General features: G+C 69.6%; 22 protein-coding genes, 1 tRNA gene and 1 pseudogene. 17 read left to right on the top strand and 7 right to left on the bottom strand.

What is annotated here, in order from left to right; translation table 11 throughout:
* The 4 genes and pseudogenes from ABD378_RS10805 to ABD378_RS10790 form a co-directional block, all read left to right on the top strand.
* A pseudogene (locus ABD378_RS10805) lies at positions 1 to 335 on the top strand (helicase); the annotation flags it as partial.
* A gap of 311 nt (positions 336 to 646) precedes the next feature.
* Entirely contained in the window at positions 647 to 1,012 is a 366-nt protein-coding gene (locus ABD378_RS10800; protein ID WP_249589766.1) for a hypothetical protein, read from the top strand.
* A gap of 156 nt (positions 1,013 to 1,168) precedes the next feature.
* Positions 1,169 to 1,825, top strand: a complete 657-nt coding sequence (locus tag ABD378_RS10795) for a bifunctional DNA primase/polymerase (RefSeq protein WP_344520385.1) — start codon at positions 1,169 to 1,171, stop codon at positions 1,823 to 1,825.
* Positions 1,816 to 1,889 (top strand) — tRNA-Lys (locus ABD378_RS10790). Before ABD378_RS10795 ends, ABD378_RS10790 begins: the two co-directional genes overlap by 10 nt.
* A 67-nt stretch (positions 1,890 to 1,956) precedes the next feature.
* On the opposite strand, the gene ABD378_RS10785 is transcribed toward ABD378_RS10790, so the two are convergent.
* Positions 1,957 to 3,237 carry a M6 family metalloprotease domain-containing protein gene (locus tag ABD378_RS10785; protein WP_344520384.1) on the bottom strand — a complete coding sequence of 427 codons (1,281 nt, stop codon included), beginning with the start codon at positions 3,235 to 3,237 and terminating at the stop codon, positions 1,957 to 1,959.
* 387 nt (positions 3,238 to 3,624) lie between these two features.
* Between ABD378_RS10785 and ABD378_RS10780 the strand changes: the two genes are divergently transcribed.
* Positions 3,625 to 5,370, top strand: coding sequence for a putative bifunctional diguanylate cyclase/phosphodiesterase (locus ABD378_RS10780; protein ID WP_344520383.1), 1,746 nt, complete (start codon positions 3,625 to 3,627; stop codon positions 5,368 to 5,370).
* Positions 5,371 to 5,373: 3 nt separating this feature from the next.
* Here ABD378_RS10780 and ABD378_RS10775 read toward each other — a convergent pair whose 3' ends face one another.
* From ABD378_RS10775 to ABD378_RS10765, 3 genes are all read right to left on the bottom strand, one after another.
* On the bottom strand, positions 5,374 to 6,495 hold the full coding sequence (locus ABD378_RS10775) for an LLM class flavin-dependent oxidoreductase (RefSeq protein WP_344520382.1): 1,122 nt from the start codon (positions 6,493 to 6,495) through the stop codon (positions 5,374 to 5,376).
* Between the two features lie 1,314 nt (positions 6,496 to 7,809).
* On the bottom strand, positions 7,810 to 8,547 hold the full coding sequence (locus ABD378_RS10770) for a maleate cis-trans isomerase family protein (protein WP_344520381.1): 738 nt from the start codon (positions 8,545 to 8,547) through the stop codon (positions 7,810 to 7,812).
* Positions 8,548 to 8,559: 12 nt separating this feature from the next.
* A complete protein-coding gene (locus ABD378_RS10765; RefSeq protein ID WP_344520380.1) occupies positions 8,560 to 9,396 on the bottom strand; it encodes a maleate cis-trans isomerase family protein in 837 nt (278 codons plus the stop codon).
* A gap of 330 nt (positions 9,397 to 9,726) precedes the next feature.
* On the opposite strand from ABD378_RS10765, the gene ABD378_RS10760 reads away from it, so the two are divergent.
* Both ABD378_RS10760 and ABD378_RS10755 read left to right on the top strand, forming a co-directional pair.
* Positions 9,727 to 10,683 carry a D-2-hydroxyacid dehydrogenase gene (locus tag ABD378_RS10760; protein WP_344520379.1) on the top strand — a complete coding sequence of 319 codons (957 nt, stop codon included), beginning with the start codon at positions 9,727 to 9,729 and terminating at the stop codon, positions 10,681 to 10,683.
* Between the two features lie 81 nt (positions 10,684 to 10,764).
* Positions 10,765 to 12,168, top strand: coding sequence for an amidase (locus ABD378_RS10755; protein WP_344520377.1), 1,404 nt, complete (start codon positions 10,765 to 10,767; stop codon positions 12,166 to 12,168).
* 15 nt (positions 12,169 to 12,183) lie between these two features.
* Here the strand turns inward: ABD378_RS10755 and ABD378_RS10750 are convergent, their stop codons facing one another.
* On the bottom strand, positions 12,184 to 12,684 hold the full coding sequence (locus ABD378_RS10750; RefSeq protein WP_344520375.1) for a DUF3830 family protein: 501 nt from the start codon (positions 12,682 to 12,684) through the stop codon (positions 12,184 to 12,186).
* 97 nt (positions 12,685 to 12,781) lie between these two features.
* On the opposite strand from ABD378_RS10750, the gene ehuB reads away from it, so the two are divergent.
* Genes ehuB through ehuA form a run of 4 tightly spaced genes read left to right on the top strand, consistent with a single transcriptional unit; the run spans position 12,782 to position 15,894 of the window.
* Positions 12,782 to 13,711, top strand: a complete 930-nt coding sequence (gene ehuB / locus ABD378_RS10745) for an ectoine/hydroxyectoine ABC transporter substrate-binding protein EhuB (protein WP_344520422.1) — start codon at positions 12,782 to 12,784, stop codon at positions 13,709 to 13,711.
* On the top strand, positions 13,711 to 14,445 hold the full coding sequence (gene ehuC, locus ABD378_RS10740; RefSeq protein ID WP_344520373.1) for an ectoine/hydroxyectoine ABC transporter permease subunit EhuC: 735 nt from the start codon (positions 13,711 to 13,713) through the stop codon (positions 14,443 to 14,445). Before ehuB ends, ehuC begins: the two co-directional genes overlap by 1 nt.
* On the top strand, positions 14,442 to 15,089 hold the full coding sequence (gene ehuD / locus ABD378_RS10735) for an ectoine/hydroxyectoine ABC transporter permease subunit EhuD (protein ID WP_344520372.1): 648 nt from the start codon (positions 14,442 to 14,444) through the stop codon (positions 15,087 to 15,089). Before ehuC ends, ehuD begins: the two co-directional genes overlap by 4 nt.
* Positions 15,079 to 15,894, top strand: a complete 816-nt coding sequence (gene ehuA, locus ABD378_RS10730) for an ectoine/hydroxyectoine ABC transporter ATP-binding protein EhuA (protein ID WP_344520371.1) — start codon at positions 15,079 to 15,081, stop codon at positions 15,892 to 15,894. Before ehuD ends, ehuA begins: the two co-directional genes overlap by 11 nt.
* Positions 15,895 to 15,946: 52 nt before the next feature.
* Here ehuA and ABD378_RS10725 read toward each other — a convergent pair whose 3' ends face one another.
* Entirely contained in the window at positions 15,947 to 16,675 is a 729-nt protein-coding gene (locus ABD378_RS10725) for a methyltransferase domain-containing protein (RefSeq protein ID WP_344520370.1), read from the bottom strand.
* Between the two features lie 141 nt (positions 16,676 to 16,816).
* Complete coding sequence (locus ABD378_RS10720; protein WP_344520369.1) at positions 16,817 to 17,203, bottom strand: winged helix-turn-helix transcriptional regulator; 387 nt, start codon at positions 17,201 to 17,203, stop codon at positions 16,817 to 16,819.
* A 100-nt stretch (positions 17,204 to 17,303) separates the two neighbouring features.
* Here ABD378_RS10720 and ABD378_RS10715 point away from each other — a divergent pair, with 100 nt between their 5' ends.
* From ABD378_RS10715 to aroA (ABD378_RS10690), 6 genes are all read left to right on the top strand, one after another.
* The gene (locus tag ABD378_RS10715) at positions 17,304 to 18,857 is read left to right on the top strand and encodes an MFS transporter (protein ID WP_344520368.1); all 1,554 of its coding nucleotides are present in this window, start codon (positions 17,304 to 17,306) and stop codon (positions 18,855 to 18,857) included.
* 114 nt (positions 18,858 to 18,971) lie between these two features.
* A complete protein-coding gene (locus ABD378_RS10710; protein WP_344520367.1) occupies positions 18,972 to 19,424 on the top strand; it encodes a RidA family protein in 453 nt (150 codons plus the stop codon).
* Positions 19,421 to 20,749: a 3-phosphoshikimate 1-carboxyvinyltransferase gene (locus ABD378_RS10705; RefSeq protein ID WP_344520366.1), complete on the top strand. Its 1,329-nt coding sequence runs from the start codon at positions 19,421 to 19,423 to the stop codon at positions 20,747 to 20,749. Before ABD378_RS10710 ends, ABD378_RS10705 begins: the two co-directional genes overlap by 4 nt.
* 22 nt (positions 20,750 to 20,771) lie before the next feature.
* On the top strand, positions 20,772 to 22,076 hold the full coding sequence (aroA, locus tag ABD378_RS10700) for a 3-phosphoshikimate 1-carboxyvinyltransferase (RefSeq protein ID WP_344520365.1): 1,305 nt from the start codon (positions 20,772 to 20,774) through the stop codon (positions 22,074 to 22,076).
* 15 nt (positions 22,077 to 22,091) lie between these two features.
* Positions 22,092 to 23,621, top strand: a complete 1,530-nt coding sequence (locus tag ABD378_RS10695; protein ID WP_344520364.1) for an asparagine synthetase B family protein — start codon at positions 22,092 to 22,094, stop codon at positions 23,619 to 23,621.
* A 119-nt stretch (positions 23,622 to 23,740) separates the two neighbouring features.
* Complete coding sequence (gene aroA / locus ABD378_RS10690; RefSeq protein ID WP_344520362.1) at positions 23,741 to 25,009, top strand: 3-phosphoshikimate 1-carboxyvinyltransferase; 1,269 nt, start codon at positions 23,741 to 23,743, stop codon at positions 25,007 to 25,009.
* Positions 25,010 to 25,050 lie beyond the last annotated feature (41 nt).

The following is a 25,050-nucleotide window of genomic DNA, read 5'->3' as shown; positions in this document are numbered from 1 at the left end:
CCCTCGCGGGGCTCGGCGTCACGGACGTCACGGTGGACACGGCGAACCGGCTCCAGGGCCGCGAGTTCGACGTGACGGTGGTCCTGCATCCGCTCTCCGGCCGCCCGGACGCCACCGCGTTCCACCTGGAGACGGGCCGCCTGTGCGTCCTGGCGTCCCGCCACCGCCACGCCTGCATCGTGATCTGCCGCGCGGGCGTCAGCGAACTGCTCGACGACCACCCCTCGACGGAACCGGTCCAACTGGGCGTCACGGTGAAGTTCCCCGATGGCTGGGAAGCGAACCACGCAGTACTCGCCCGCCTCGCCGAACACCGCGTGGCGTGGCGGCCATGAACCCGCCGGACCACCACACCACCAACGCCGGACGGAGTCCGGCACGCCGCCGGAGGCGGCCAAGGGAAACAGCCCGGACGGCTGGGAGGCGAACCACGCGGTACTCGCCCGCCTCGCCGAACACCGCGTGGCATGGCGGCCATGAACCCGCCGGACCACCACGCCCCGCGTGGCAGCCATAGGCCGAACCCACGGACCCACGAACCCATGACCCCAGGAACCCCCGCGGTCCAAGGCTCACGGCCCCCTTGCGGAGCAAGGGAGAATGGAAGACGGCCCCACGGCCGGAAACCGTACGAGGAGGACGAACCATGGCGGAGCCCGAGCGGCCCCGGACCGAGCAGCGCTTGCGCCCCGCGCCCCTGCTCTTCGAGCCCGCGGAAGCCGTCGCCGACCCGGAGCACTTCTTCGACCTGGAGTCGATGGAGGACCCCCGGGAGCTCCTGGCCCGCGCCACCGAGCTGACCCACGCCTTCCGTGCAGCGACGGACCGTGCGGTCGAGTTCCAGGCGATAGCGGCCGCCCAGCTCGCCGACCCCCGCCGCTTCGACCGGCTGACGCCCGCGGCGATCGCCGAGCGCGCGCAGTGGACCGAGGACTACGCGAAGAAGATGGTCGAGTTCGGCCGGGATCTGCTGCGCGGGGCCGGTGCGGGCGGCGGCGGTCCGGAGGCCTGAGGGCCCGCCGGACAGGGAGCGCGAAGGCACTACAAGGCCCCGAGAAGATCACGGGGCATATGCCACGAGGGCAAGGTACTCCCTCGCACCCCCTGTTGTCCCGATTTCTGGCAACTCTCAGAAATGGAATGCTCACTACCGGTAGATGTAGTCGCCATGAGCAGCACGCGTCTCCACCCGCCGTCCGCCACCGCCGCCACCACCGCCGACGTCCAGGACATCAGCAACGTCACCACCGAGGGAGCCGCCTGGCTCGCCTCTGCGGAAACGTATCCGCGCAGCGCTCTCGCCCACTGGCGCAGCCGCCCCACCGCCCCGGCCGTCCTCCCCTGCGGCTCCGTTTTCGACGTGGTGAGCGTCCCTGCCGTGTTCGGCCGCCGGATGCTCGACCGCTTATGGGACGAAGGCCCCGGCTCGGGCCCCGTCGCCGCGCACCGCGGCCGCATGCTGCTCTTCGCCGCCCCCGGCACCGCCCAGCGGCTGCCCTCGCTGCTCGAGTGGGAGGAGTGGGGCCGCGCCGTGCCCGGCATCCTCTGCCACGGCACGGGGGACGCCGTGACGGTGCCGCCGATCACCGCGGAACACCGGGAGAACCCGCGTGCCGACCGCCTCGAAGGGCACCTCGAAGGGCACCTCGAATCGCGCTGGCTGGTCGCCCCGGACGCCCGGCATCCCTGGCTCCCGGGGCCCGAGGTGGCGCTCTGGGCCTGCGTCCGAGCGGCCCGTGCGGCAGCGGGCTCCGCGGTCCGTATATCGATTTTTCCTGGTGGCGATCAGGATGCTAAGGTCTACGACGTCAGCAGGCGCCGCTAGCTCAGTTGGTTAGAGCAGCTGACTCTTAATCAGCGGGTCCGGGGTTCGAGTCCCTGGCGGCGCACAGACAGAAAGAAGCCCCTCGCGGAAGCGAGGGGCTTCTTTCATGTCCGGCACGTACAGGCGCCGACTCAGCTCACCGACACCTTCACCGTCCACGCCCCCGACGCCGTCCGCCCCTCGACCGCGATGCGCACGTCCTCGTCCGGCACCGTGAAGCTCTCCCCCACCCCCACCGGCGCGTCGGCGAGCGGCGGATACACCGATTCGCCCCAGCACGCATCCGAGTCCGGGTGGGCATCGAGGACCTCGACCGGGCCGCCGCCGGACGGCGCCTCGTTGCGTACGCGATAGGCGAGCACCCCCTCGCTGCAGGTCGCGTGGTCGTTGCCCGCCGCGTCGCGCGCCTCGATGGCGATGGCACTGCCGCGGCCCGTGCGCACGACCGCCAGCTTGGTGCCGCCGACTCCCCCGCGCGCGGGGCGCGCCGACAGCGGCTCCAGGGTCAGCCGCCGGTCCCCGCCCTCCACACACACCACCTGCCGCTGGCCCAGCCAGCCGAGCTTCCACTTGTGCCAGCCGAAGAGGTCGGGCGAGAGCCCGAACTGGCTGCCCATGACGTCCCAGTCGCCGACGTGCGTGTCCCAGTCGCCCTTGCCGTCCGTCGGCCGGTGGTAGAGGTCGGGCAGGTCGAAGACGTGACCGGTCTCGTGGGCGAGGACGTTGCGGTCCGGCGGATGCCGTTCGAAGACCGTGACGATGCGCTTGATGTCCGCGCCGTCGGCCCGCATCGGCCGTTCGAAGTTGACGACCTTCGTCGCGTCCGAGTTGACGCCGGGCGCGTCCGGGTCGGCGACGAAGTAGACGACGTCGTACCGCGAGAAGTCGACGTGCGGATCGGCGGCGGCCACCGCGTCACGCAGATAGGCGGCGCGCCGTGCCGGCTTCCAGTCGCGCTGTATGGCGTACGAGGTGGAGTAGTCCGGCATCTCGACCCACTCGCGCCGCGGGTGCGGGCGCAGCGCGAATTTGCCGTAGGAGGCGCGGTCGAAGAACTGGCTGGTGACGGGGAAGTAGTCGGCCGCCAGTTCCTCCGGGGCGCTCCGGGGCGGGGAGTCGGGAAAGGAGAGGAAGACCATCACCGCGTCGAGGGTCCGGTTCGGGCGCGGATAGGCGCCGTTCCAGGTGTCCAGGCCCTCCGAGTGATGCGCCGGTGTGCGCTGGAGTGCGCAGGGCACCGCCGAGCTCTGGGCGATGGCGGGGCCCGCCACGAGCCCCGTGGCGGCCAGTGCGGTCAGGGATGTGAGGGCGGCGGCAGCGCTGCGCAACCGGGGTCTCTCCCCTCCACGGGTGAGTCCCCAGGGGGGTAGCTGACGCGGCACATCCACCTCCGGGTGCGGATTACGGGGCATCCCACCCACTCTGTGGCGCTTTAATCAAATATGCCCTGTTTGTCTGACCCGCCCGGGTGACGAGCCACGCCCGGAGCGCTCACGGAACGTCACAAGTGGTCGCCGGTGAGATTGAGGCGCAAAGGAAGCGGTGCCGGGTCGAGCAGAAACGATCTGTCGCCGGTTGGGCGCCAAACCCATGCCGGGCATGCGCCTGTCCTATGCCGTACGCGGCCGCCACGCGGCACCGTGCTGTGGCTGGAAGCGCCGTCGGGCCTGCCCCTATGATCGGCACACTTTCCTGCGCGGGCCCGGCCTCGCCGAACAACTGCACTGCGGGAGCAAGTGGTGAACGGAACGTCTGAAGGCCAAGCGCCCACAGCGGTCACAGCACCCGACCTCGCCAGGGTGCCCACTACGGAGCGTCGCCATCGGGGGCGGCTGCCCGATCACCGGGCCGCTTTCGCCGCCGCCCCCCTCGCCCTCGGCGTCGTCGACGGCGAAGGCCTCGTCGTCGACGCCAATGAGGCGCTCGCCGAGCTGCTCGGCGCGACCCCGGACGATCTCGCGGGGCGCCTCGCCGCCGATCTGGTGGACCTGGCGTCGGACGCCCGCACCTGGCACGCGTACCGCGAGGTGCTCCGCGGCCGCCAGGCGAAGCTGCGCTGCACCCGGCGTCTGAAACACCCCGACGGGCACTCGCTGTGGGTGCAGATCACCGTCTCGCCGATGCCCGGCGGGCGTACGGTGCTGCTCGCCGCCACCGACATCAGCGCACGCCGCGAACTCCAGGACCGGCTCCGGCATCTGCAGATGCACGACCCCGTGACGCGGCTCCCCAACCGCAGCCTGTTCTTCGAGCGCCTTGCCGCCGCGCTCGAAGCAGGTGCGTACGACGACACGGGCACCGGCCGGATCGGCCTCTGCTATCTGGACCTCGACGGGTTCAAGGCGGTCAACGACACCCTCGGCCACCGGGTCGGCGACCGGCTGCTCGCGGCCGTCGCCGAGCGGCTCACGCGGTGCGCCGACGAGGCCGGTCACGGCAGGGTGGCGGCGCCGCTCGTCGCGCGGCTCGGCGGTGACGAGTTCGCGCTGCTCGTGGAGGACTCGACGGGCACGGATCAGCTGGCCGACCTCGCCGACGCGGCGCTCAAGGCGCTGCAGGAGCCTTTCGACCTCTCCGGCCAGCGGCTCTCCGTATCGGCGTCGATCGGCGTGGTGGAGCGGCGCGCGGCCGGGACGACCACGACCTGTCTGATGCAGGCGGCCGACACGACGCTGTACTGGGCGAAGTCGGACGGCAAGGCACGCTGGACGCTCTTCGACCCCGAGCGCAACGCCCACCGCATGACCCGCCAGACGCTGTCGAGTTCACTTCGCCCGGCCGTCGAGCGCGGTGAATTCCTCCTGGACTACCAGCCGTTGGTACGCCTAGAGGACGGCGGTGTGCGGGGGGTCGAGGCACTGGTGCGGTGGCAGCATCCGCGCTTCGGCCTGCTTACGCCGAATCGGTTCATCGGATTGGCGGAGGAGGACGGCTCGATCGTGCAGCTGGGCCGCTGGGTGCTGCGGACGGCGTGCCGCCAGGCCAGGCAGTGGCAGCTGGACCACCCCGGGCGGCCGCCGGTCTTCGTGAGCGTCAACGTCGCGGTGCGCCAGGTGTGGGACTCGGACCTGGTGGCCGACGTCGCGGACATCCTCGCCGAGACCGGACTCTCCCCCGAACTGCTCCAGTTGGAGCTCACCGAGTCGGCCGTGATGGGCTCGGCGGGCCGCCCGCTGCAGGCCCTGCAGTCGCTCAGCGACATGGGGGTGCGGATCGCCATCGACGACTTCGGCACGGGTTACTCGAACCTGGCGTACCTGAGCCGGCTTCCGGTGTCCGTCCTGAAGCTGGACGGGTCCTTCGTCCGGGGCTTCCAGTACGACGCGGAGGCGGGCGAGGCGCACATCAACCCCGCCGACGAGGTCATCGTCGAGGCCCTGGTGCAACTCGCCCACCGGCTCGGCCTGACCGTCACCGCGGAGTGCGTGGAGACCACGTCCCAGGCCGCGCGGTTGCGGCGGATCGGGTGCGACACCGGGCAGGGGTGGCTGTACTCCCGCCCGGTGGCGCCGGATCGTATCTCCGCGCTGCTGGCCGCCGGTTGACGGCTAGGCGCGCGGCAGCCCGTACGCGTCGGCGATCAACTCGTAGGAGCGCAGACGCACGTCACCGCTGTGCGCGTTGGCCGTGATCATCAGCTCGTCGGCGCCGGTGCGCTTGGCGAGGTCGTCGAGGCCGGTGCGGACCTGGTCGGCGGTGCCATGAATGACATTGGAGTTCCAACTGCTCACGAACTCCCGCTCCATGTCACTGAATTCGTACTCCTCGGCTTCCTCGGGAGTCGGAACGAGCCCCGGCTTCCCGGTGCGCAGCCGGACCATGTTCAGCGCGGCGGCGAGAACCTGACGCCGGGCTTCGTTCTCCTCATCCGTGGCGAGGGCCGATACGCCGATGAGGGCGTACGGAGCGTCGAGAACGGCGGACGGCTTGAACGACTCGCGGTAGAGGTCGAGCGCCGGGATCGTGTTCTGCGCGGAGAAGTGGTGCGCGAAGGCGAAGGGCAGGCCGAGGACTCCGGCGAGGCGGGCGCTGAAACCGGAGGAGCCGAGGAGCCACAGGGGCGGGCGGTGCGGGGACTGGACGCCGCCGGGTGAGGTGGCCTGGACGGGTCCCGGGACGGCGTGGATACGGCCGTACGGGTGTCCGTCCGGGAAATCGTCGTCCAGAAAACGGGTCAGCTCGGCGAGCTGCTGCGGAAAGTCGTCGGCGCCTTCGTTCAGCCGTTCCGTCCTTCGCAGCGCGGCCGCGGTCGCGCCGTCCGTGCCCGGGGCGCGCCCCAGGCCCAGGTCGATCCGCCCCGGGGCCATCGCTTCGAGCGTGCCGAACTGCTCCGCGATGACGAGAGGAGCGTGGTTGGGCAGCATGACGCCGCCCGACCCCAACCGGAGCCGCTCGGTGTGGGCGGCGAGGTGGGCGAGGATGACTGCCGGTGAGGAGGAGGCCACTCCCGGCATGGAGTGATGCTCGGCCACCCAGTAGCGGTGGTATCCACGCCCCTCGGCCAGCTTGGCGATCTCCACGCTCTTCTTCAGGGCATCGGTGGCGGTCCGCCCCGCACCCACGGTCACCAGGTCCAGTACGGAGAGCGGGACCGGCGCGCTGCCGTGCCGCTCGCCGCGGATGTCGTCGCTCGGGTCCACTGTCACGGGGTCCTGCCTCCTGCTGCGCATGCTTGTACGGTTGCTCCGCAACTCCCCAACAGGAGGCCGACTCCGCTTTATTCCCACCCCCGGTCCCGAAGCTCCCCCGCTGCCCAAACACCCCTCTCCCACCCACCCGCCCGTTTACCCCGCAGCTCCCTCGAACCGAACAGGCCTTTCCCGCCCACCCGCCCGATTGCCCCGCGGTGCCAGGGGGGTGGGTGGGTTGTCCGTACGGATGGGGGTGGGTGGGAACGAAACAGCCGGGGTGGGTGGGGGACGTACAGGCCCGGGGTGGGCGGGAACGAAACCGCCGGGGTGGGTGGGGAACGTGCAGGCCCGGGGTGGGTCAGGAGCGTGCAGGCCGGGGCGGGGTGGGGAAGGAACCGCCGGGGTGGGTGTGGGCAACGTACAGGCTTGGGGCGGGTGGAGAACGTGCGGGCCGGGGTGGGCGGGAACGTGCAGGCCAGGGTGGGCGGGCAACGTACAGGCGGGCAGAGAACGTACAGGCCCAGGGCGGGCCGGCAACCTACAAGCCTGGGCTGGGGTCGGGAAGGAACCGCCAGGGTGGGTGGGCAACGTACAGGTCAGGGTGGGTGGGCAACCTACAGGTCAGGGTGGGTGGGCAACCTACAGGCCGGGGCGGGCGGGCAACCTACAGGCTTGGGGTGGGTGGGCAACCTACAGGCTTGGGGTGGGCGGAGAACGTACAGGCCCAGGCGGGCGGGCAACCTACAAGCCTGGGGTGGGGTCGGGAAGGAACCGCCAGGGTGGGCGGGCAACGTACAGGCCGGGGTGGGCGGGAACGTACCGGCCGGGGCGAGCAGGCAACCTACAAGCCTGGGGTGGCGTCGGGAAGGAACCGCCGGGGTGGGCGGGCAACGTACAGGCTTGGGGCGGGTGGGCAACGTACAGGCCGGGTCGGGTGGGCAACCTGCAGGCTTGGGGTGGGGCGTACGGGTTGGGGGCAGTTGGCGTCGGCACGTGCGACGTACCGCAGACGGGCCCACGGGACCCACGCACCCGCAGACGGCGACGTTCGCGAGGGGACGTGGCGGTATGTCCGCCCGGAGCACGGTTCGCAGGACTCCCCAGCCGAAGAAGCCCCGCGGCCACCGGACGATAGCGAGGACGGACATACCGGCGCGGCACCGTACCCACCGACAGACCGCGCCGCCGCACGACGCGGTCCCGCAGTCGGCAGCGCACGCGAGGGGACGTGGCGGTATGTCCGCCCGGAGCACGGTTCCCAGGACTCCCCAGCCGAAGTAGCTACGCGGTCACCGGACGATAGCGAGGACGGACATACCGGCGCGGCACCGCACCCACGGACGGACACACCAGCTAGTCCCGGACCTGTACCACCGGTTCCTTCGTGAAGAGTGCGCCCAGTGAGGGGGCGTTCACCCTGCGGGTTGCCAGGCGTAGGGCCTCCCAGACCGTGACCTGGTTTGCCGTCAGGACCGGTTTGCCGAGGTCCTGTTCCAGGTCCTTGACGTACGCCGCCGTGTGCAGCGCCGTGTCGGGGAGCAGGACCGCCTCCGCGTCGGGATGGTCGCCGGCGCGGGCCATGGCCCTGACCTCCTCCCAGCCCCACGTACCCACCTCCGCCGCCGTGATGATGCCGTTCCCCTGCGTCGACACGACCTCCGTGCCCGACGCCTTCAGGAACGCGGCGAAGAGCGAAGCCACGTCCTCCGGATACGTCGCAGCGACCGCGACCCTCCCCGCGCCCACCTCACGTGCGGCGTGGGCGAACGCGAAGGACGTGCTGGACGCCGGCAGGCCCGCCGTCCGGGCCAGGGCGCGGACCTGATCGTGCGCGCCCTCCCAGCCGAAGACGAAGCTCGCGCTGGTGCAGGCCCACACCACCGCCTCCGCCCCGGAAAGACGCAGCTCCTCGACCCCGGCGGCGAGCCGTTTCGGCGATCCCATCTCCAGGAGCGCGTCGACCCGGTGCGCGTCCTCGCCGATGTCGGTGTGGACGACCTGCAGCCGGACGTCACTCCCCAGCATCTGCTCCATGCGGGGGTAGTCGTCCTCAGCCGAGTGACCCGGATAGAGGAAACCAAGTGCGGTCACTTCCAGCCTCCTTCAAGGCAGCGGTGGTGGTCCTTCGGGCAGACCCTGTGGCGGATCGAGCGGTACCACACCGGGCATGTCGCCCGGCCCTGCGACCGGGCCGACGCCCGGCCTGGCACTCGGATTGATCAGCGCCTGATAGGGCCCTACCGCATGGGTACCCAGACGGCGCAGGGCGGACCACATCGTCACCTGGTTCGCGGAGATCACCGGCATCCGCAGCTCGGCCTCCAGCTGCGGGATGACGTCGTACGTCGCGAGGTTGGTGCAGCTGATGAAGAGCGCGTCGGCACCGCCGAGCACCGCCCGGCGCGCCATGTCGGCCACGTCCTTGTAGGGCACTTTCCAGATGTGCCTGGTCAGGCCCAGATAGGCGCGGCCTGTGACGGACACACCGGCCTCGGCCAGGTAGTGCTCGAGGGACTGGGTCACCGACCAGGTGTAGGGCGTGACGAGCGCGATGCGCCGCGCGCCCAGATCGTCGAGCGCTTCGAGCAGCGCGCCCGAGGTCGTGACCGAGGCGACCGCACCCTCGCGGGTCATGGCCTCGCACATCGCGCGCTCGCCCGCGATGCCGCCGACGAAGCTTCCCGATGTGCAGGCGTACGCCAGAACTTCGGGCTCGGCGGCGCTCAGCGCGCGCACCGCCTCGCCGAGCGTTTCGTGTTCGCTGACGAGTCGTGCCAGGTCAAGGCTTACCTCGACGGGCACGTACGGAGTGCGGGTCAGGTGGAGGGAGACCTCGTCCGGCACCCAGCGCCAGAGCTCTCGGTCAAGGGCGAAGTCGAAAGGGGCGACGACACCTACACCGCGTTGAGGGTGTGGTCCGCCGAGGAAGGAGACGTCCATGAGCAGGCCCCAAGTTCGTGCGTGCGTGCAATGGAGGGACCGGCCGGGGGCCGGGAGATGCGGAACCGGCGACGCGCCGGGACGTCGGGATGGGGCAGAAGGCGCCGAGAAAGCGCTACAGAGTGTGCTACGGCCTCATACGGAGCGTACTCAGCCGTGGGGTGCTTGTGATAGAGCACCTCTGTTGACGAAGGTAGTTTCAGGTGCGAGCGTGGTCAATCCGCACATCTCAGACGGCTCTGGCCGACACATACTCAGGGAAGCGGACTCTCATTGCGAAACGGTTTCTCCCCGATGTCCGAATCAACGTCCGAATCAGCGTCTGATCCGATGTCCGATACAACCGTTCTGGTCCTTGACGCCCCGTCCCCCGCTCCGCCGCCCCGCCTCGGCAGCCTCACCGGGCGCGCCAGGATCCTGCACGCGGACGCGGACACCCTTGCGGCCCAACTCCCCCACGCCGATGTGCTGCTTGTGTGGGACTTCCTCTCGGACGCGGTGCGTCTCGCCTGGCCGGGCGAGGGACCGAGGCCCCGCTGGGTGCACACCGCGAGCGCGGGCGTGGACCGCCTGATGTGCCCCGAGCTGGCCGAGTCCGACACGCTGGTCACCAACGCCCGCGGCGTCTTCGACCAGCCGATCGCCGAGTACGTGGCCGCACTCGTCCTCGCCATGGCCAAGGACCTGCCGCGCACCCTCCAGCTCCAGGGCGAGCGCACCTGGCAGCACCGCGAGACCCAGCGGGTCGCCCGTACGCGTGCGTGTGTCGTGGGTTCGGGACCGATCGGACACGCCATCGTCCGCATGCTGAAGGGGCTCGGGATCATCACCGCCCTGGTGGGGCGCAGCGCGCGGGGCGGCGTCCACGGACCCGACGAACTCGACCGGCTCATGGCGCGCGCCGACTGGGTGGTGTGCGCGGCGCCGCTCACGGACGACACGCGCGGCATGTTCGACGAGCGGCGCTTCGGGATGATGCAGCCCTCCGCGCGCTTCATCAACATCGGGCGCGGCGCGCTCGTCGTGGAGGACGATCTCGCGGCCGCCCTGTCGAAGCGGTGGATCGCGGGGGCGGCACTCGACGTCTTCGAGCACGAGCCGCTGCCCGCGGACAGCCCGCTGTGGACGGCGCCGGGGCTGATCGTGTCCCCGCACATGAGCGGCGACACGGTGGGCTGGCGCGATGAACTGGGCGCGCAGTTCGTCGAGTTGTACGAGGAGTGGGCGGCCGGGCGGCCTCTCTCGAACGTGGTCGACAAGAAACGTGGGTATGTACCGGGGAATTGATCACTCCCCGATCCCCGATCCCTGATCCACCGATCCACTCCCCCCTGAGGCGAGCCACTTCCCTCCCCCTGAGGAGCGTGCATGACCGAGCTCACGGATCTCACCGCGGTACAACTCGTCGACGCCTATCGCAAGGGCGAATTCAGTCCGGTCGACGCGACACGGGCGGCGCTGCGCAGGGCCGATGACGTACAGCCCGCAGTGAACGCCTTCGTGCGCATCGACGCCGATGCGGCCGTCGCGGAGGCGGAGGCGAGTGCGCAGCGGTGGCAGCGGGGCGAGCCGCGAGGTCTGGTGGACGGGGTCCCCGTCTCGGTCAAGGACATCCTGCTGCAGCGCGGCGGCCCGACGCTGCGGGGCTCGAAAGCCGTGCGTACGGACGGGACTTGGGACGAGGACGCGCCGTCGGTGGCGCGGCTTCGCGAGCACGGCGCGGTGTTCATCGGCAAGACGACGACGCCCGAGTTCGGCTGGAAGGGCGTCACGGACAGCCCGCAGAGCGGGATCACGCGCAATCCGTACGACCCTTCGCGCACCGCGGGCGGTTCGAGCGGCGGCAGCGCGGCCGCCGTGGCGCTCGGCGCGGGGCCGGTGTCGCTCGGCACGGACGGCGGCGGCTCGGTACGGATCCCGGGCTCCTTCTGCGGGATCTTCGCACTGAAGCCGACGTACGGCCGGGTGCCGCTGTACCCCGCGTCCGCGTTCGGCACGCTGGCGCACGTCGGCCCGATGACGCGGGACGCGGCGGACGCGGCGCTCGTGATGGACGTCATCAGCGGCCCCGACTGGCGCGACTGGTCACAGCTCGGCCCGGTGGCGGGCAGCTTCCGCGCGGGTATCGAAGGCGGCGTACGCGGTCTGCGCATCGCCTACTCACCCTCGCTCGGCGGTCAGGTGGCCGTGCGGCCCGCGGTCGCCGCGGCGGTGCGGCAGGCGGTGGAGTCCCTTGCCGCGCAGGGTGCGTACGTCGAGGAGACCGACCCTGACTTCACGGACCCGGTGGAGGCGTTCCACACGCTGTGGTTCAGCGGCGCCGCGCGGGTGATCCAGCATCTGCCGCTCGACCGGCGGGAGTTGCTCGACCCGGGGCTGCGGGAGATCTGTGCGCAGGGTGCACGGTCCAGTGCGCTCGACTACCTTGCCGCGGTTGACGTACGCATGGAGCTCGGCCGTCGCATGGGCCGCTTCCACCAGACGTACGACCTTCTGATCACACCTACGTTGCCGATCACCGCCTTCGAGGCGGGAGCGGAGGTACCGAAAGGTTCCGGCCATCGCAGGTGGACGGGGTGGACGCCGTTCACGTACCCCTTCAACATGACGCAGCAGCCGGCCGCGACCGTCCCCTGCGGGGTGGACGGGGAGGGGCTGCCCGTCGGGGTGCAGATCGTGGCGGCGCGACACGCCGACGCGCTCGTCCTGCGGGCCGCGCACGCGTTGTACGAAGCGGGCAGCGCGAGGATCGCGCCGCCCGCCACCGGCTGAGTCCGCGGGCGGGATCTACACCCTGCGGAAATTCAGCGTCTCGCCCTGCGCGCCGCCGCGCCACAGGTCGTTGCAGGCCTCGGCCATCTGGTCGAGGCCTTCGACCACTTGGCCCCAGACGATGCCGGGCACCCAGCCGACGTCCCCGTTGAGCAGCAGGTTGTTGCGCTCGTAGAAGAGGGCGAGGTCCACGACCGTGGCGCCCGCCTTGACGTCCGCGGCCGGTTCGTACCCATAGGCCTGCGTGCCCAGCTGCGTCCCGTTGAAGGAGAAATAGCAGAGGTCGCCGGGAATGGGGGTGACTGTCGGGTTCTCCAGGGGCGGTTCGCGGTCCGCGAAGGCCGGAAAGAGGGCGTAGATCTCATTGCGGGCATACTTCGCGTGATAGACGTCCTCGCTGAGCGGAAGCGCCTCCCACACCGCCGCGCAGGTCACCGGGGCCCGGTCGTCGAGCAGCTTTGCCGTGCACTGAACTCCCCGCTTGGCGAGGGAGACTTCGATGAATCGGTCTGCCATGTGTCCCATGCTCCTCCCTGGGTCAAGAGGACAACGATTGCATCAGGGGCTGAAACTGGTCCGCATATCTTGCGTCGAGTCGGGTAGCCGCGCGCCCATGGCTCCACCACTTGGGAACAACGAGGGATTCATCGGTAAAACAGTCCGCCGCCGCTCCCTGCTCACCGGAGCGGGCGTGGCGGCACTGGGTGTATTCGGGGGCGCGGCCTGCAGCCGAGTGCCTGAGGAAGGGAAGGTCGAGGGCGGTGATCTGCTGGACCGGCTGCGTGATGCCGGCACGGTCAGGATCGGTGTCGCGGGGGAGGTTCCGTTCGGATACATCGACAAGAACGGCGAGGTGACCGGTGAGGCGCCGGAAATCGCCAAGGTGATCTTCCCTCGCCTCGGTGTGCCCAAGGTCAAGGCGGTGCCCACCAAGTTCGGCGCGCTGATCCCCGGGCTGACCCAGGCCCGGCAGTTCGACGTGGTCTCGGCGGGGATGTACATCAGCCCGGTTCGCTGCGAGCGGGTGCTGTTCTCCGACCCCGACTACCTGATGCTCGACTCCTTCATCGTGAAGAAGGGCAATCCGCACGGCATCAAGAAATATGAGGACATCGTAAAGAAGGGCCTGAAGGTGGCGAGCGGCACGGCGTACGCGCAGATCGCCACCGCAGAGGCGGCCGGTTCGAAGTCCGTCCTCGTGGTGCCCGACCAGGTGGCGGGCGCCGACGCGGTGGCGCTCGGCCGGGTCGACGCCTTCGCCGGGACCGCGGTCACCGTGCGCGACGTGGTCAAGGGCAATCCGCGGGTGGAGGCGACGAAGCCCTTCCAGCCGTTCATCGACGGCGAACCGGCTTACGGCGCTGGTGGTTTCGCCTTCCGCCTTGAGGAGAAGAACCTGCGGGACGCCTTCAACAAGGAGCTGCACAAGCTCAAGGAGAGCGGTGAACTGCTCAGGATCGTCAAGCCGTTCGGGTTCACCGAGACCGAGATGACCGATCTGACGGCCGCGAAGCTGTGCCCCCCTGTGAAGGGAGCCTCCTGATGATGTCGTCGGAGTTTTTCGAGAACTGGTTCCTGCCCGGCATCTGGATCACCGTGCAGGTCACCTTCCTCAGCGCGGCCCTCGCCTTCGTGATCGCCTTCCCCATCGGGGTGCTTCGCACGTCCCGTCTGTGGATCGTGCGCTTCCTCGCCGGGACGTACTTCGAGATCTTCCGCAGCACCTCGTCGCTGGTCTTCATGTTCTGGATCGCGTTCACGGTTCCCGCGCTGTTCCAGATCAGCTTCGAGCCTCTCTTCGCGGGTGTCATCGCCCTGGGCATCACCTACGGGGCGTACGCGTCCGAGATCGTGCGCGGCGCGCTCGCCGCGGTGCCGACCGCGCAGCGTGAGGCGGGCATCGCCCTGAACTTCACGCCGCTGCAGCGGCTGCGCCGCATCGAACTGCCGCAGGCCTGGCCCGAGATGCTGCCGCCCTTCAACAACCTGCTGATCGAGCTGCTCAAGGGCACGTCTCTGGTCTCTCTCATCGCGGTGGCCGACATGACCTTCGCCGGCGATCTGCTCCGGCTCGTCACGACCGAGAGCGGGCCGATCTACACGCTGCTGCTCGGTCTGTACTTCGTGTTCGCGTTCATCCTCACGCGCGGCATGCGGCTCCTTGAGCGGCACGCCAAGAAGGGCGTGGGGCAGGCTCCCGAGAAGCTGGGCCTGTTCAGCGGGATTCGCTCCAAGTCGTCGATCGACGTCGTGACCGGCGCGGGGGGTGCCAAGTGAACTGGGACTGGTCGAACGTCGATGACTTCATGCCGCTCTTCTGGGACGGCGTGTGGGTCACGCTCAAGGCACTGCTCTTCGGCACCCTGATCGCCTTCTCGCTCGGCATGGTCTGGGCCATCGCGCAGCGGTCGGAGAAGAAGTGGATCAGCTGGCCGGTGACGGTGTTCACCGAGTTCATCCGGAACACTCCGCTCCTGGTCCAGCTGTTCTTCCTCTTCTACGTGGTGCCGGAGTGGGGCCCGTCCATGTCCCCGCTCGTCACGGGCGTCGTCGGGCTCGGGCTTCACTATTCGACGTACACCTCCGAGGTGTACCGGGCGGGCATCGAGGGTGTCCCGGAAGGGCAGTGGGAGGCGGCCACCGCGCTCAGCCTCACCAAGCAGCGCACCTGGACCGCGGTGATCCTGCCGCAGGCCGTGCGCCGGGTGATCCCCGCGCTCGGCAACTACGTGATCGTCATGCTGAAGGAGTCGCCGCAGATGGCTGCCATCGGCGCGCTCGACATGCTGGGCCAGGCCCAGGGGTACAGCCAGGCGACCTTCACCTACGAGGCGATCAGCATCGTGGGTGTCGCCTTCATCGTCATCGCCTACCCGGCCTCTCTTCTTCTGCGAGTTTTGGAGCGTCGTCTTGTCCGCTGACAACAGCACTTCTCAGGAAATCCCCAACCCGGCCGTCGACGGCAGCGAGCTGATCCGCTTCGACAAGGTCGTCAAGCGCTACGGGTCGAACACCGTCCTGGACGAGCTGGACTTCTCCGTGGACTCCGGCAAGCACGTCACCCTGATCGGCCCGTCCGGCTCCGGCAAGACGACGATCCTGCGCCTTCTGATGACCCTGGTGAAGCCCGATCAGGGCACCATCAAGGTGGGCGGCAACTACCTCATGCACGAGGAGAAGAACGGCAAGCTCGTCCCGGCGGGCGAGAAGCACATCCGCGAGGTCCGCAAGAACATCGGGATGGTCTTCCAGCAGTTCAACCTCTTCCCGAACATGAAGGTCCTGCGCAACATCATGGAGGCGCCGGTCAACGTCCTCGGTCTGCCCAAGGACGAGGCGGAGCAGCGGGCGCGCGAGCTGCTCGACCTGGTCGGGCTCGGCGACCGCTGCGACGCGTACCCGACGCAGCTCTCCGGCGGCCAGCAGCAGCGGGTCGCCATCGCGCGTGCCCTCGCGATGCGCCCGCAGGTGCTGCTGCTCGACGAGGTGACGTCCGCGCTCGACCCGGAGCTGGTGGCGGGCGTCCTGGACGTGCTGCGCGACATCGCGCACACCACGGACATCACGATGCTCTGTGTGACCCACGAGATGAACTTCGCCCGTGACATCTCGGACCAGGTCCTGATGTTCGACTCGGGCCGGGTCATCGAGTCCGGGACACCGGAGAAGATCTTCACCGAGCCGGAGCACGAGCGGACCAGGGAGTTCCTCTCCGCGGTGCTGTAGTCGCAACGACGAGGCGGGACCGTGGCGTCGAGCCACGGTCCCGCCTCGGTCGTCAGCGGGCTTCCGTCACCTCGATGAGGAGGTACTCCGACTCCGGCATGTCGGTGCCGTCCTGGATGGTTTCGCGGCGGACGACGTTCAGGTGGCGGCCCGTTTCCACGGCCAGGCGCTGGAGCCCCGGGAGGTCCCCCTTGGTGCTGCTGAAGAAGAGGAGGACCGAGCCGGATTCCGTGGTCCAGTGCGGGGCCTCCTCCAGGAAGCGGCGGTGGGCCTCGTAGCCGGGATCGAGGAAGGCGTGCTCGTGCGGGGACTCGAACTCGTGGTCTTCCGGGGCCCAGATGAAGTTCGAGTTCCAGAAGATGACGTCGAAGCGCTCGTCCTCGCCGAGGCCGGCGAACAGGTCGCTGTGGACCGCCCTGACGCGGTCGCCGACGTCGTGGCGGGCGGCGTTGAGCCGGGTGTTCTCGACCGCGTGCGGATTGATGTCGGCGCCGACCACGCGACCGCAACCCGCGAGCGCGGCCGTCACGCAGATGAGACCGGTGCCTGAGCCCATCTCCAGCATGGAGTCCCACTTGAACCGACCCGGCTCGAGGAGATCGAGGAAGTCGAGCGAGACGTTGGTCGATGGGCGGTAGATCGGGGCGAAGACCTCGTCGAGGAGGTCCCATTCCCTGTCGTACAGGGTGAAGGTCTTGGGCCTGTCGTCCCTGGTCACATCGTTGCTGCTGAGTGTGAGGGTACGGCGGTAGTAGCTTTCCGGGGTTTCCACCTTAGACATTGCGTTCTCCAAAAGGGCCGCTGTCCGGTTCGCTCTTCGATGCGCGTATGGGCATGATCCTTCTGCCTGTCGCCACTATGCAGGCCTTCGTTGAGCGAGCAACGGACACCGTCGGAGAGGGTCGAGATCCGGCCCCAGCGATCAGTCGTCAGCCTTGTGGGCCAGTTCCCGCAGATATTTGCGGTACCAGGAACCCCAGCTCTCGACCTGTTCCATGAGGGGCTTCAGGCTGCGGCCGGCCGGTGTGAGCTCGTACTCCACCCTCGGCGGCACCTCTGGGTAGACGGTCCGGTGCACCAGGCCGTCCCGCTCCATCTCGCGCAGCTGTCTGCTGAGCATCCGGTGGGTGATGTCGGCAGGCAGTGCCCGTTGCAGCTCGCCGAAGCGGTGCTTGCCACGCAGCAGGTACAAGACGATGAGGAGCTTCCACTTGCCGCCGACCACCGCGAACATGACCTCGGTGTCGCAGAAGTCGGCGATGCTTTCCAGGCGCTCAGATAAGTGACTGATTTGAATCCCCCTAGCCACCGGTATACAGGGTGGTACTCAGGACACTGCGCAGTACCAGGTCACAGGAAAGACCGTACTTGCACACGCTACTAGTTGTGTTCACGCTAGTTGGGTGATCATGGAGACAGAACGACACCCGCCCCGCCGCTGGGTATCGCTGGCCGTGCTCTGCGCCAGCCTGCTGCTCGTCGGCATGGATCTGACCGTGCTCCACGTGGCTGTGCCGACCATCAGTCAGCAGCTGCTGCCCAGTGGCTCCGAACTCCTGTGGATCGTCGACGGCTACGCGCTCACCGTGGCCGCCGGGCTCATCACCTGCGGGACGCTCGGGGACCGGTTCGGGCGAAAACGCATGCTGATGGCCGGCTTCGCCGTCTTCGGCCTCGCGTCTCTCGCCGCGGCCCTGTCGGAGGGGCCCGTCCAACTGATCGCCGCGCGGGCCGTGCTCGGCGTCGGCGGCGCGATGATCATGTCGAGTACGCCGGCCATCATCCGGGGCCTCTTCCCCGACGACCGGGAACGCTCGGTCGCGGTGGGCCTGTGGGTGTCGGCGTACAGCGTCGGTGTCTCGGTGGGGCCGCTGCTCGGCGGCGCCCTGATCGAGCACTTCTGGTGGGGGTCGGTCTTCCTCATCAATCTGCCGATCGTGGTCGTCGCGCTCGTCGCCGGTGTGCTGCTCATCCCGGAGTCGAAGAACCCGCGGCCGCACCGGTGGGACGGCACGAGTGCCGTGCTGTCCGCCCTCGGTCTTGCCTCCGTGGTCTACGGCTTCCAGAAGCTCGGCGAGGGTTCGAGCGCCGGATCGACGGCCCTGACCTGGGGTGTGCTGGTGGCCGGGCTCGTGCTGACGGCGGTGTTCGCGGTGCGGCAGCGGCGGATCAGCAATCCGCTGATCGACCTCTCGCACTTCGCCGACCGGCGGTTCACGCTGGCCTCCTTGTGCACGATGGTCTGCTACGGCTCGTACGCGGCGCTGTTGTTCCTGCTCACGCAGCGGCTGCAGCTGGCGGACGGGTACTCGCCGCTGGAGGCCGGGCTCGCCCTGACCCCGCTGGCGGTGGCCAACGCCGTCGGCGCCGCGTTCGCCCCGCGGCTCAGTGCGCGGTTCGGGCACCAACGCGGTCTGTCCGGCGGGCTGTTGCTGCTCGCCGCCGCGCTCTTCGCGTTCAGCGTGTTCGGCGCGGAAGGCAATTATCCGGCGCTGATCGCGGCGGGGCTCGGCTCCGGGGCGGTCATGACGCTGGGCTCCGACGTCATGCTGAGCGCGGCCAGGCCGGAGCGCGCAGGCGAGGTGGGGGCTCTCCAGGAGACTTCATTCTCGCTCGGGGCCGGTCTGGGGCTCGCGTTCCTCGGCACGATGATGGCGCTCGTCTACCGCTCGACGTTCCGGACGCCTCCCGAGGCCACGGACGCGCAAGTGGAGAGCGCTCGTACCTCGTTGGGCGCGGCATCCGAAGTGGCGGGGCGGGTCGGCGGCAAGGTCGGGGACGCGCTCCTGGAGAGCGCGAGAAAGTCCTTCGACACCGGCTTCACGGTGGCCACCACCGTCTCCGGGGCCGCGCTCGCGCTGCTCGGAGTGGTGGCCCTGGTGGGGCTGAAGAAGGAGGGGACGCCTTCCGGACCGACGCCGGAACCTTCCTCCGCCGAGAATTCCACTGCCGAGAATGTGTGACTGAGCCAATCCTCCGCGTCACCTGATTTGTCATCGTCCATTTCCCCCGAGGGCCGACGTATGCCCGAATCCGGGGGCCCGAAGAAACACGAAGAGAAATACAGGAGAAAGAGAATGACTACATTCGAAGAACCGGCCACCCGGACGGAGCGCGGCAGCGCCAAGCGGGACACCGTCTGGAGCAGCTCCGTCTGGGAGCCGCAGATGGGGTACGCCCGCGGGGTGCGGGTCGGCAACCAGGTCTTCATCGCGGGCACCGTCGCCGCCGACGGCGAGGGAAATCCGCGGGGCGAAGACGCCTACGCACAGAGCGACTTCATCATTCGGAAGATCCAGGGCGCCCTGCGTGACCTGGGAGCCGATCTCGAGCACGTGGTCAGCACGACGACCCACCTCAGCGACTTCAGCCACTTCGACGACTACGCACGGGCGCACAAGGAGCACTTCGGCGCCACGCCCCCGGTGAACACCACGGTGCAGGCCCAGCTGGTCAAGCCGTACTTCCTGGTGGAGATCACGGCGACCGCGGTGCTGCCCCAGTCGCTCACGGCGCAGGGTCTGCAATGACGACGGCCCGGATAGAACCGGCGCTCGACGGGGTTCGGGGCGCCACACGCATTCCGCATTCGAAGCCCCATATGCAACGCGCCCTGCTGCTCAGCCTGTTGGCGAACGCGCCGAGCACCATCATGAATCCGGCGTGGTCGTCCGAGGCGGAGAGCCTCTTCAGCTCGGTGCGGGAGTTCGGCCTAGACGTGACCGGACAGGACGACCGGTCACTGCATCTGTCGGGCGTCGGCAAGTCCGTGAAGACGGGCAGCGCGAAGGTCTCCGTGGTGGGGTCGGCGTTCAACTTCCGTGCCATGGCGGCGGTCGCCTGCCTCTCCCGGGGCGAGACCGTCCTCGAGGGGAACGCGGCGATGCTCAAGCGGCCGGTCACGGAGTATCTGAGCTTCATCCCCGAACTCGGCGGCACGCTCACCGACATCAGCGACGCCGGCCATCTGCGGACCCGGATCCGGGGCAGCAGCCGGCTCGGCGGCACGGCGACGGTCGACACCCAGCACAGCTCACAGGTGTTGACGAGCGTCCTGCTGATCGCCCCGCTGGCCGACAGGCCGGTCCGTATCCGGTGCACGAACGCCGGTGCGGTGGGCGAGGGCTATATCGGCCTGACGGAGTCGATGATGCGGCGGCAGGGCGCCGGGATCGAGCGGGACGGCTCGTCCTTCGTCGTGCATCCCAGCGTGTACGACGCCGGGATGCACGAACTGGCCTCGGACTTCACCGCCTTGTCCTACCTGGCCGGTGCGGTGGCGACGGCGCCGCGCGGGTCCGTCACGGTCGACGGCTACTACCCGTCGGAGCTGAGTTCCGAGCGGGAGTTCCTCGCCGTCCTCGAGCGGCTCGGGATCCGTACGGCGTACGACCCGGTCGAGCGCCGGCTGCGGATCGAGAAGGGGGATCCGGCCGCGGAGCACGTCGAGATCGACGGCCGCAACATTCCCACCGTCGTGCCCACGCTGGCCGCGATCGCCCCGTTCGTCGCGGCGCGCGTGACGCTGCGCAACGCGGCCCACGTCAACAACCACAAGTGCCGGCGTGTGGACGTGATGATCCGTGAACTCACGCGGATGGGCTGCTGGATCGAGCCGAAACACGGAGCCGACGGGCGGGTCGACGGTTTCACCACCGTGGGGCGGCAGGCACCCGCGGGCGGCGTCGCGCTCGAAAGCCACGGCGACCACCGGATCTTCCTGAGCCTGGCGACGGCCGCGCTCGGCGCCGATCGGCCTTCGGTGCTCGGCGGCGCGGAGCATCTGCACGCCAGCTTCCCCGACTTCCTCACCTCGTTGAACACCCTCGGTGCCGGTGTCGGACCGGCAGCCTGACATCTTCGTAGGAGACAGAGGCATGGGTTTCGTACAGTACAAAGCGCTGCACATACATGCGGCAGGAGAACTGAAGGGGGCGGCGAACCCGCCCGCGTCCAAGAGTTATTCGGCGCGGGCCGTGCTGGCCGCCGCGCTCGCGCCGGGCCGGAGCGAGATCGACAACATCGCCGGGAGCCAGAACGTCCGCGCCATGGTGGACAGTTGCCAGGTGCTCGGCGCCGGGATCGAGTACCCGGCGCCCGACCGCCTGGTGATCACGGGCTCGGGGCGGCAGCGGGACGGGGTCACCGTCAATCCGGGAAATTCCGGGGTGGTGCTGCGGCTGCTGATGGGTGCGACGGCCGTGCTCCGCCGGACGACGTTCATGACGCCGTTCAGCGCGTCCCTGGGGCGGCGTTCCAACAGCGAGATGGTCGATGCGCTGCGCGCTCTGGGCTCAGAGGTGACGGCTGGCGTGGACGGGCGGCTGCCCATCACGCTCGACGGTACGCGGGTGCACGGCGGGGACGTCAGCATCAACAGCCGGCGCAGTTCGCAGTACCTCAGCGGGCTGCTGTTCCTCGGCGGGCTCCTGGACGAGCCGCTGACCGTGCGCGTACCGGACGAGCTGAAGGCGCCGGCGCCGGTGCACACCACGCTCAAGGTGCTCGGCGCCACCGGCGTCGAGGTGGCGCCCGCCGACGACTTCATGTCCTTCGATGTCGCCACGGGCAGCCGCTTCGAGGCCGCGCACCACCGCATCGGGTCCGACCCGGCGAGCACGGCGGCGCTGCTCGCGCTGGCGTCGGCGGTCGATTCCACGGTCGACATCGACCACCACGGCCTCGAGGAGCTGGACGGGGTCCTGGAGCACCTCATCGGCATGGGGGTGTCGCTCGACGTGGGCGAGCGGAGCGTACGGGTGAGCGGTGGCGGGACGCTGCGGCCGCTCGACTTCGACGGGGCGAAGGCGCCGGACGCCGTGCTGCCGCTGGCCGCGCTCGCGGCGCACGCGGACGGGACAAGCCGCTTCCACAACATCGAGCACATCCGCTACAAGGAGTGCGACCGGATCAGCGACTTCCGGCACGAGCTGGAGCGTGCGGGTGTCGCCGCGGAGGAGAAGCAGGACGAGCTGATCGTCCACGGCTCGCCGGAGGGCGTGCGGGGCGGGGTCGCCGTCGACAGCCACTACGACCACGCCGTTGTGATGGCCATGAGCTTGATCGCGTTGCGGAGCCGGGAGGGCCTGACCGTCAACGACCCCCAGTACGTCGCGCAGACCTTCCCGGACTTCTTCGAGCAGCTGCAGCGCATCGGCGGACGCGTCACGGTGCAGAGTTGAGGAGCGTCGCAGACCATGTGCGGAATCGCAGCGATCATCGACACCGACCCGATGCCGGACACCGGGCAGCAGGGGGAGCGCCGGGACCGGGAACTGCTCGCCATGCTCGCCCGGATCCGGCACCGGGGCGACACGGAGTGCTTCGCGGAGCACTCCGTCGAACCCGGGGTGGCCCTTGGCACGAACCGCCTTGCCATCGTCGACCGTGAGCACGCCAAGCAGCCCCAGACCGACACACAGGGGCAGGTCTCGGTCGCGTACAACGGAGAGCTCTACGGATTCCAGTCCGTGCGGCGGGAGTTGGAGGGCCTCGGCCACACGTTCCGTACGGCCTCGGACACCGAGGTCCTCATCCACGGCTATCTGGAGTGGGGCGAGAAGCTGCTCGACCGGCTCAACGGCATGTTCGCGTTCGTGCTCCACGACCGGCGGGACGGGTCGTTCCTGGCCGCCAGGGACCACGTCGGGATCAAGCCGCTCTACTACGTGCGCCGGGGCACCGCCTATTACTTCGCGTCGGAGCAGAAGTGCCTGTTGACGTACGACGCCCCGATTCACACCGTGAGCCCGGGGACGTTCCTCAGGAACGGGCGCGAGGAGCGCTACTTCAGCCTGTCCACGACACCGCGCCACATCGGCCCGCGGGAGGCGGTGGGGACCTACCGCCGGCTGTTCGACGAAGCGGTGCGGCAGCAGGTGGACACGGATCTGCCCCTCGCGGTGACGTTCAGCGGCGGGATCGACAGCGCGGCCGTGCTCCACACGGCCCGGCGCTTCCATCCGGCGGTGACGGCCTTCACGATCGGCTTCGAGGGCTCGGCCGATGTCGAGGTGGCCGAGCGCTACTGCCGGGAGGAGGGCATCGCGCATGTGGTCGCCCGCCTCGACCGGCAGGAGCTGATCGACGCCATCCCGGAGGTCGTGCACGGGGCGGAGTTCTTCGAGGCGATCGACGCCATGGACACCTGTGTCGGCCAGTTCGCCTTCCGGCTCGTCAAGGAGCACGGGTTCAAGCTCGCGCTGTGCGGCGAGGGCAGCGATGAAGTCAACGCGGGATACGACCTGTTCAGGCAGCACGACGACCCCGTCGAGCTGATGCGCTACCGGGTCCACAACCTGCACAGGACCGATCTGCAGCGGGTCGACCGGTCGAGCATGATGCACTCCGTCGAGACCCGGGTCCCCTTCATGGACCGCCGGCTCCTGGAGTTCGCCTACTCGGTGCCGATGGACCTGAAGCTCCGCGACGGGCAGGACAAGTGGCTGCTGCGGGAGGCGTTCCGCGGCAGGCTGCCGTCGTATCTCGTCGACCGGCCCAAGATCCGGATGCCCGACGGCAGCGGCCTGAAGAACACCCTCGTCGACCACGCCCGCACGCAGGGTGGTGTCGACCCCGGAATCGGCGCGGACATCGGTGTCGACACGCCGGAGGGGGCGTTCTTCCTGCAGCAGTACCTGAAGGCCGGGTTCCCGATGCCGCGGGAGCGGCACAAGAGGGCCGGATACGACTACTCCGCCAACGGCTACTTCGAGTTCGTCTCCTAGGGGTCCGCCCGCGCCGGCGCCTGCCGTTGACCGCCGCGGCAGGCGCCGGCCGCCCCGCAAGGCCACCACACCGAGGCCACCACACCGAGGCCACCCCACCGAGGAAGGCACAGCCCGTCATGTACAGAGCTCCCTTCTGGCCCGCGCCCCACACCGACCGGCCCGTCAACGCGTATGTACGGGTGCCAGGTTCGAAGTCCATGACCAACCGCGCCCTGATCCTGGCGGCTCTCGCCGATGGTCCTTCCACCGTGCGCGAACCCCTGCACAGCCGCGACAGCGCCCTCATGGCCGGTGCGCTGAGCTCGCTCGGCACCACCATCGAGGAGACGGCCGACGGCGCCTGGCGCATCACGCCGGGAACGCTGCGCGGCCCGGCCTACGTGGACTGCGGCCTTGCCGGTACCGTCATGCGCTTCCTGCCGCCCGTGGCCGCGCTCGCCGATGGGCGGGTGCGGGTCGACGGTGATCCGCAGGCACGCAACCGCCCCATGGCGACCGTCATCAACGCCCTTCGGCTGCTCGGCGCCCGGCTCACCGGCCACGGCCTGCCGTTCGAAGTGCACGGCAGGGGGCGCCTGTTGGGCGGTCCGGTCACCGTGGACGCGTCCCGGTCGTCGCAGTTCGTCTCCGGGCTGCTGCTCGCCGGCGCCCGGTTCGAGCAGGGCGTCAGCGTCGCGCACCGCGGGAAGCCGGTGCCCTCGCTGCCGCACATCGGCATGACCGTGCGGATGCTGCGAGGCGCGGGCGTCGACGTCGACGACTCGACGCCGGACGTCTGGCACGTCCGCCCCGGCCCGGTCCGCGCGCCGGACACCGGGATCGAGCCCGACCTCTCCAACGCCCAGCCGTTCCTGGCCGCGGCCCTGGCCACCGGGGGGACGGTGACCGTGCCCGACTGGCCCGGGTCCACCACTCAGGCCGGGGACGCCATCCGCGGACTCCTCGGCGAGATGGGTGCGTCCTTGGCCCGTACGCCCGAGGGCCTGGCCGTGACCGGCCCCGGACGGCTGCGGGGCGTCGACGCCGACCTGCACGCCGCCGGTGAGCTCACCCCCACCGTCGTGGCGCTCGCGGCCCTGGCGGACGGTCCTTCGCGGCTGCGCGGAATCGCGCACCTGCGCGGCCACGGGACCGACCGGCTCGGCGCGCTCCAGCGGGAGCTCAACGCGCTGGGTGGCGCCGTGGAGCAGACGCCCGACGGGCTCGTCGTCACCCCGCGGGCCCTGCATGCCGGGACCTGGCACGCCTGCAACGACCACCGAATGGCGACGGCGGGCGCGATTCTCGGGCTTGTCGTTCCCGGCATCGAGGTGGACGACATCACCGCGACGGGGCGGACGCTGCCCGACTTCCCGGACCTCTGGGAGGCCATGGCCAAGGGCTGACGCCCCTGCGCTCCTTCGCCCTCCCCCTCCCGACTTCGCCC

It is taken from the genome of Streptomyces rectiviolaceus, from assembly GCF_039533825.1.
Classification (GTDB): Bacteria; Actinomycetota; Actinomycetes; order Streptomycetales; family Streptomycetaceae; genus Streptomyces; species Streptomyces rectiviolaceus.
Note: the sequence above shows the minus strand (reverse complement) of the source record. Positions and strands in the feature narration are given on the sequence as shown.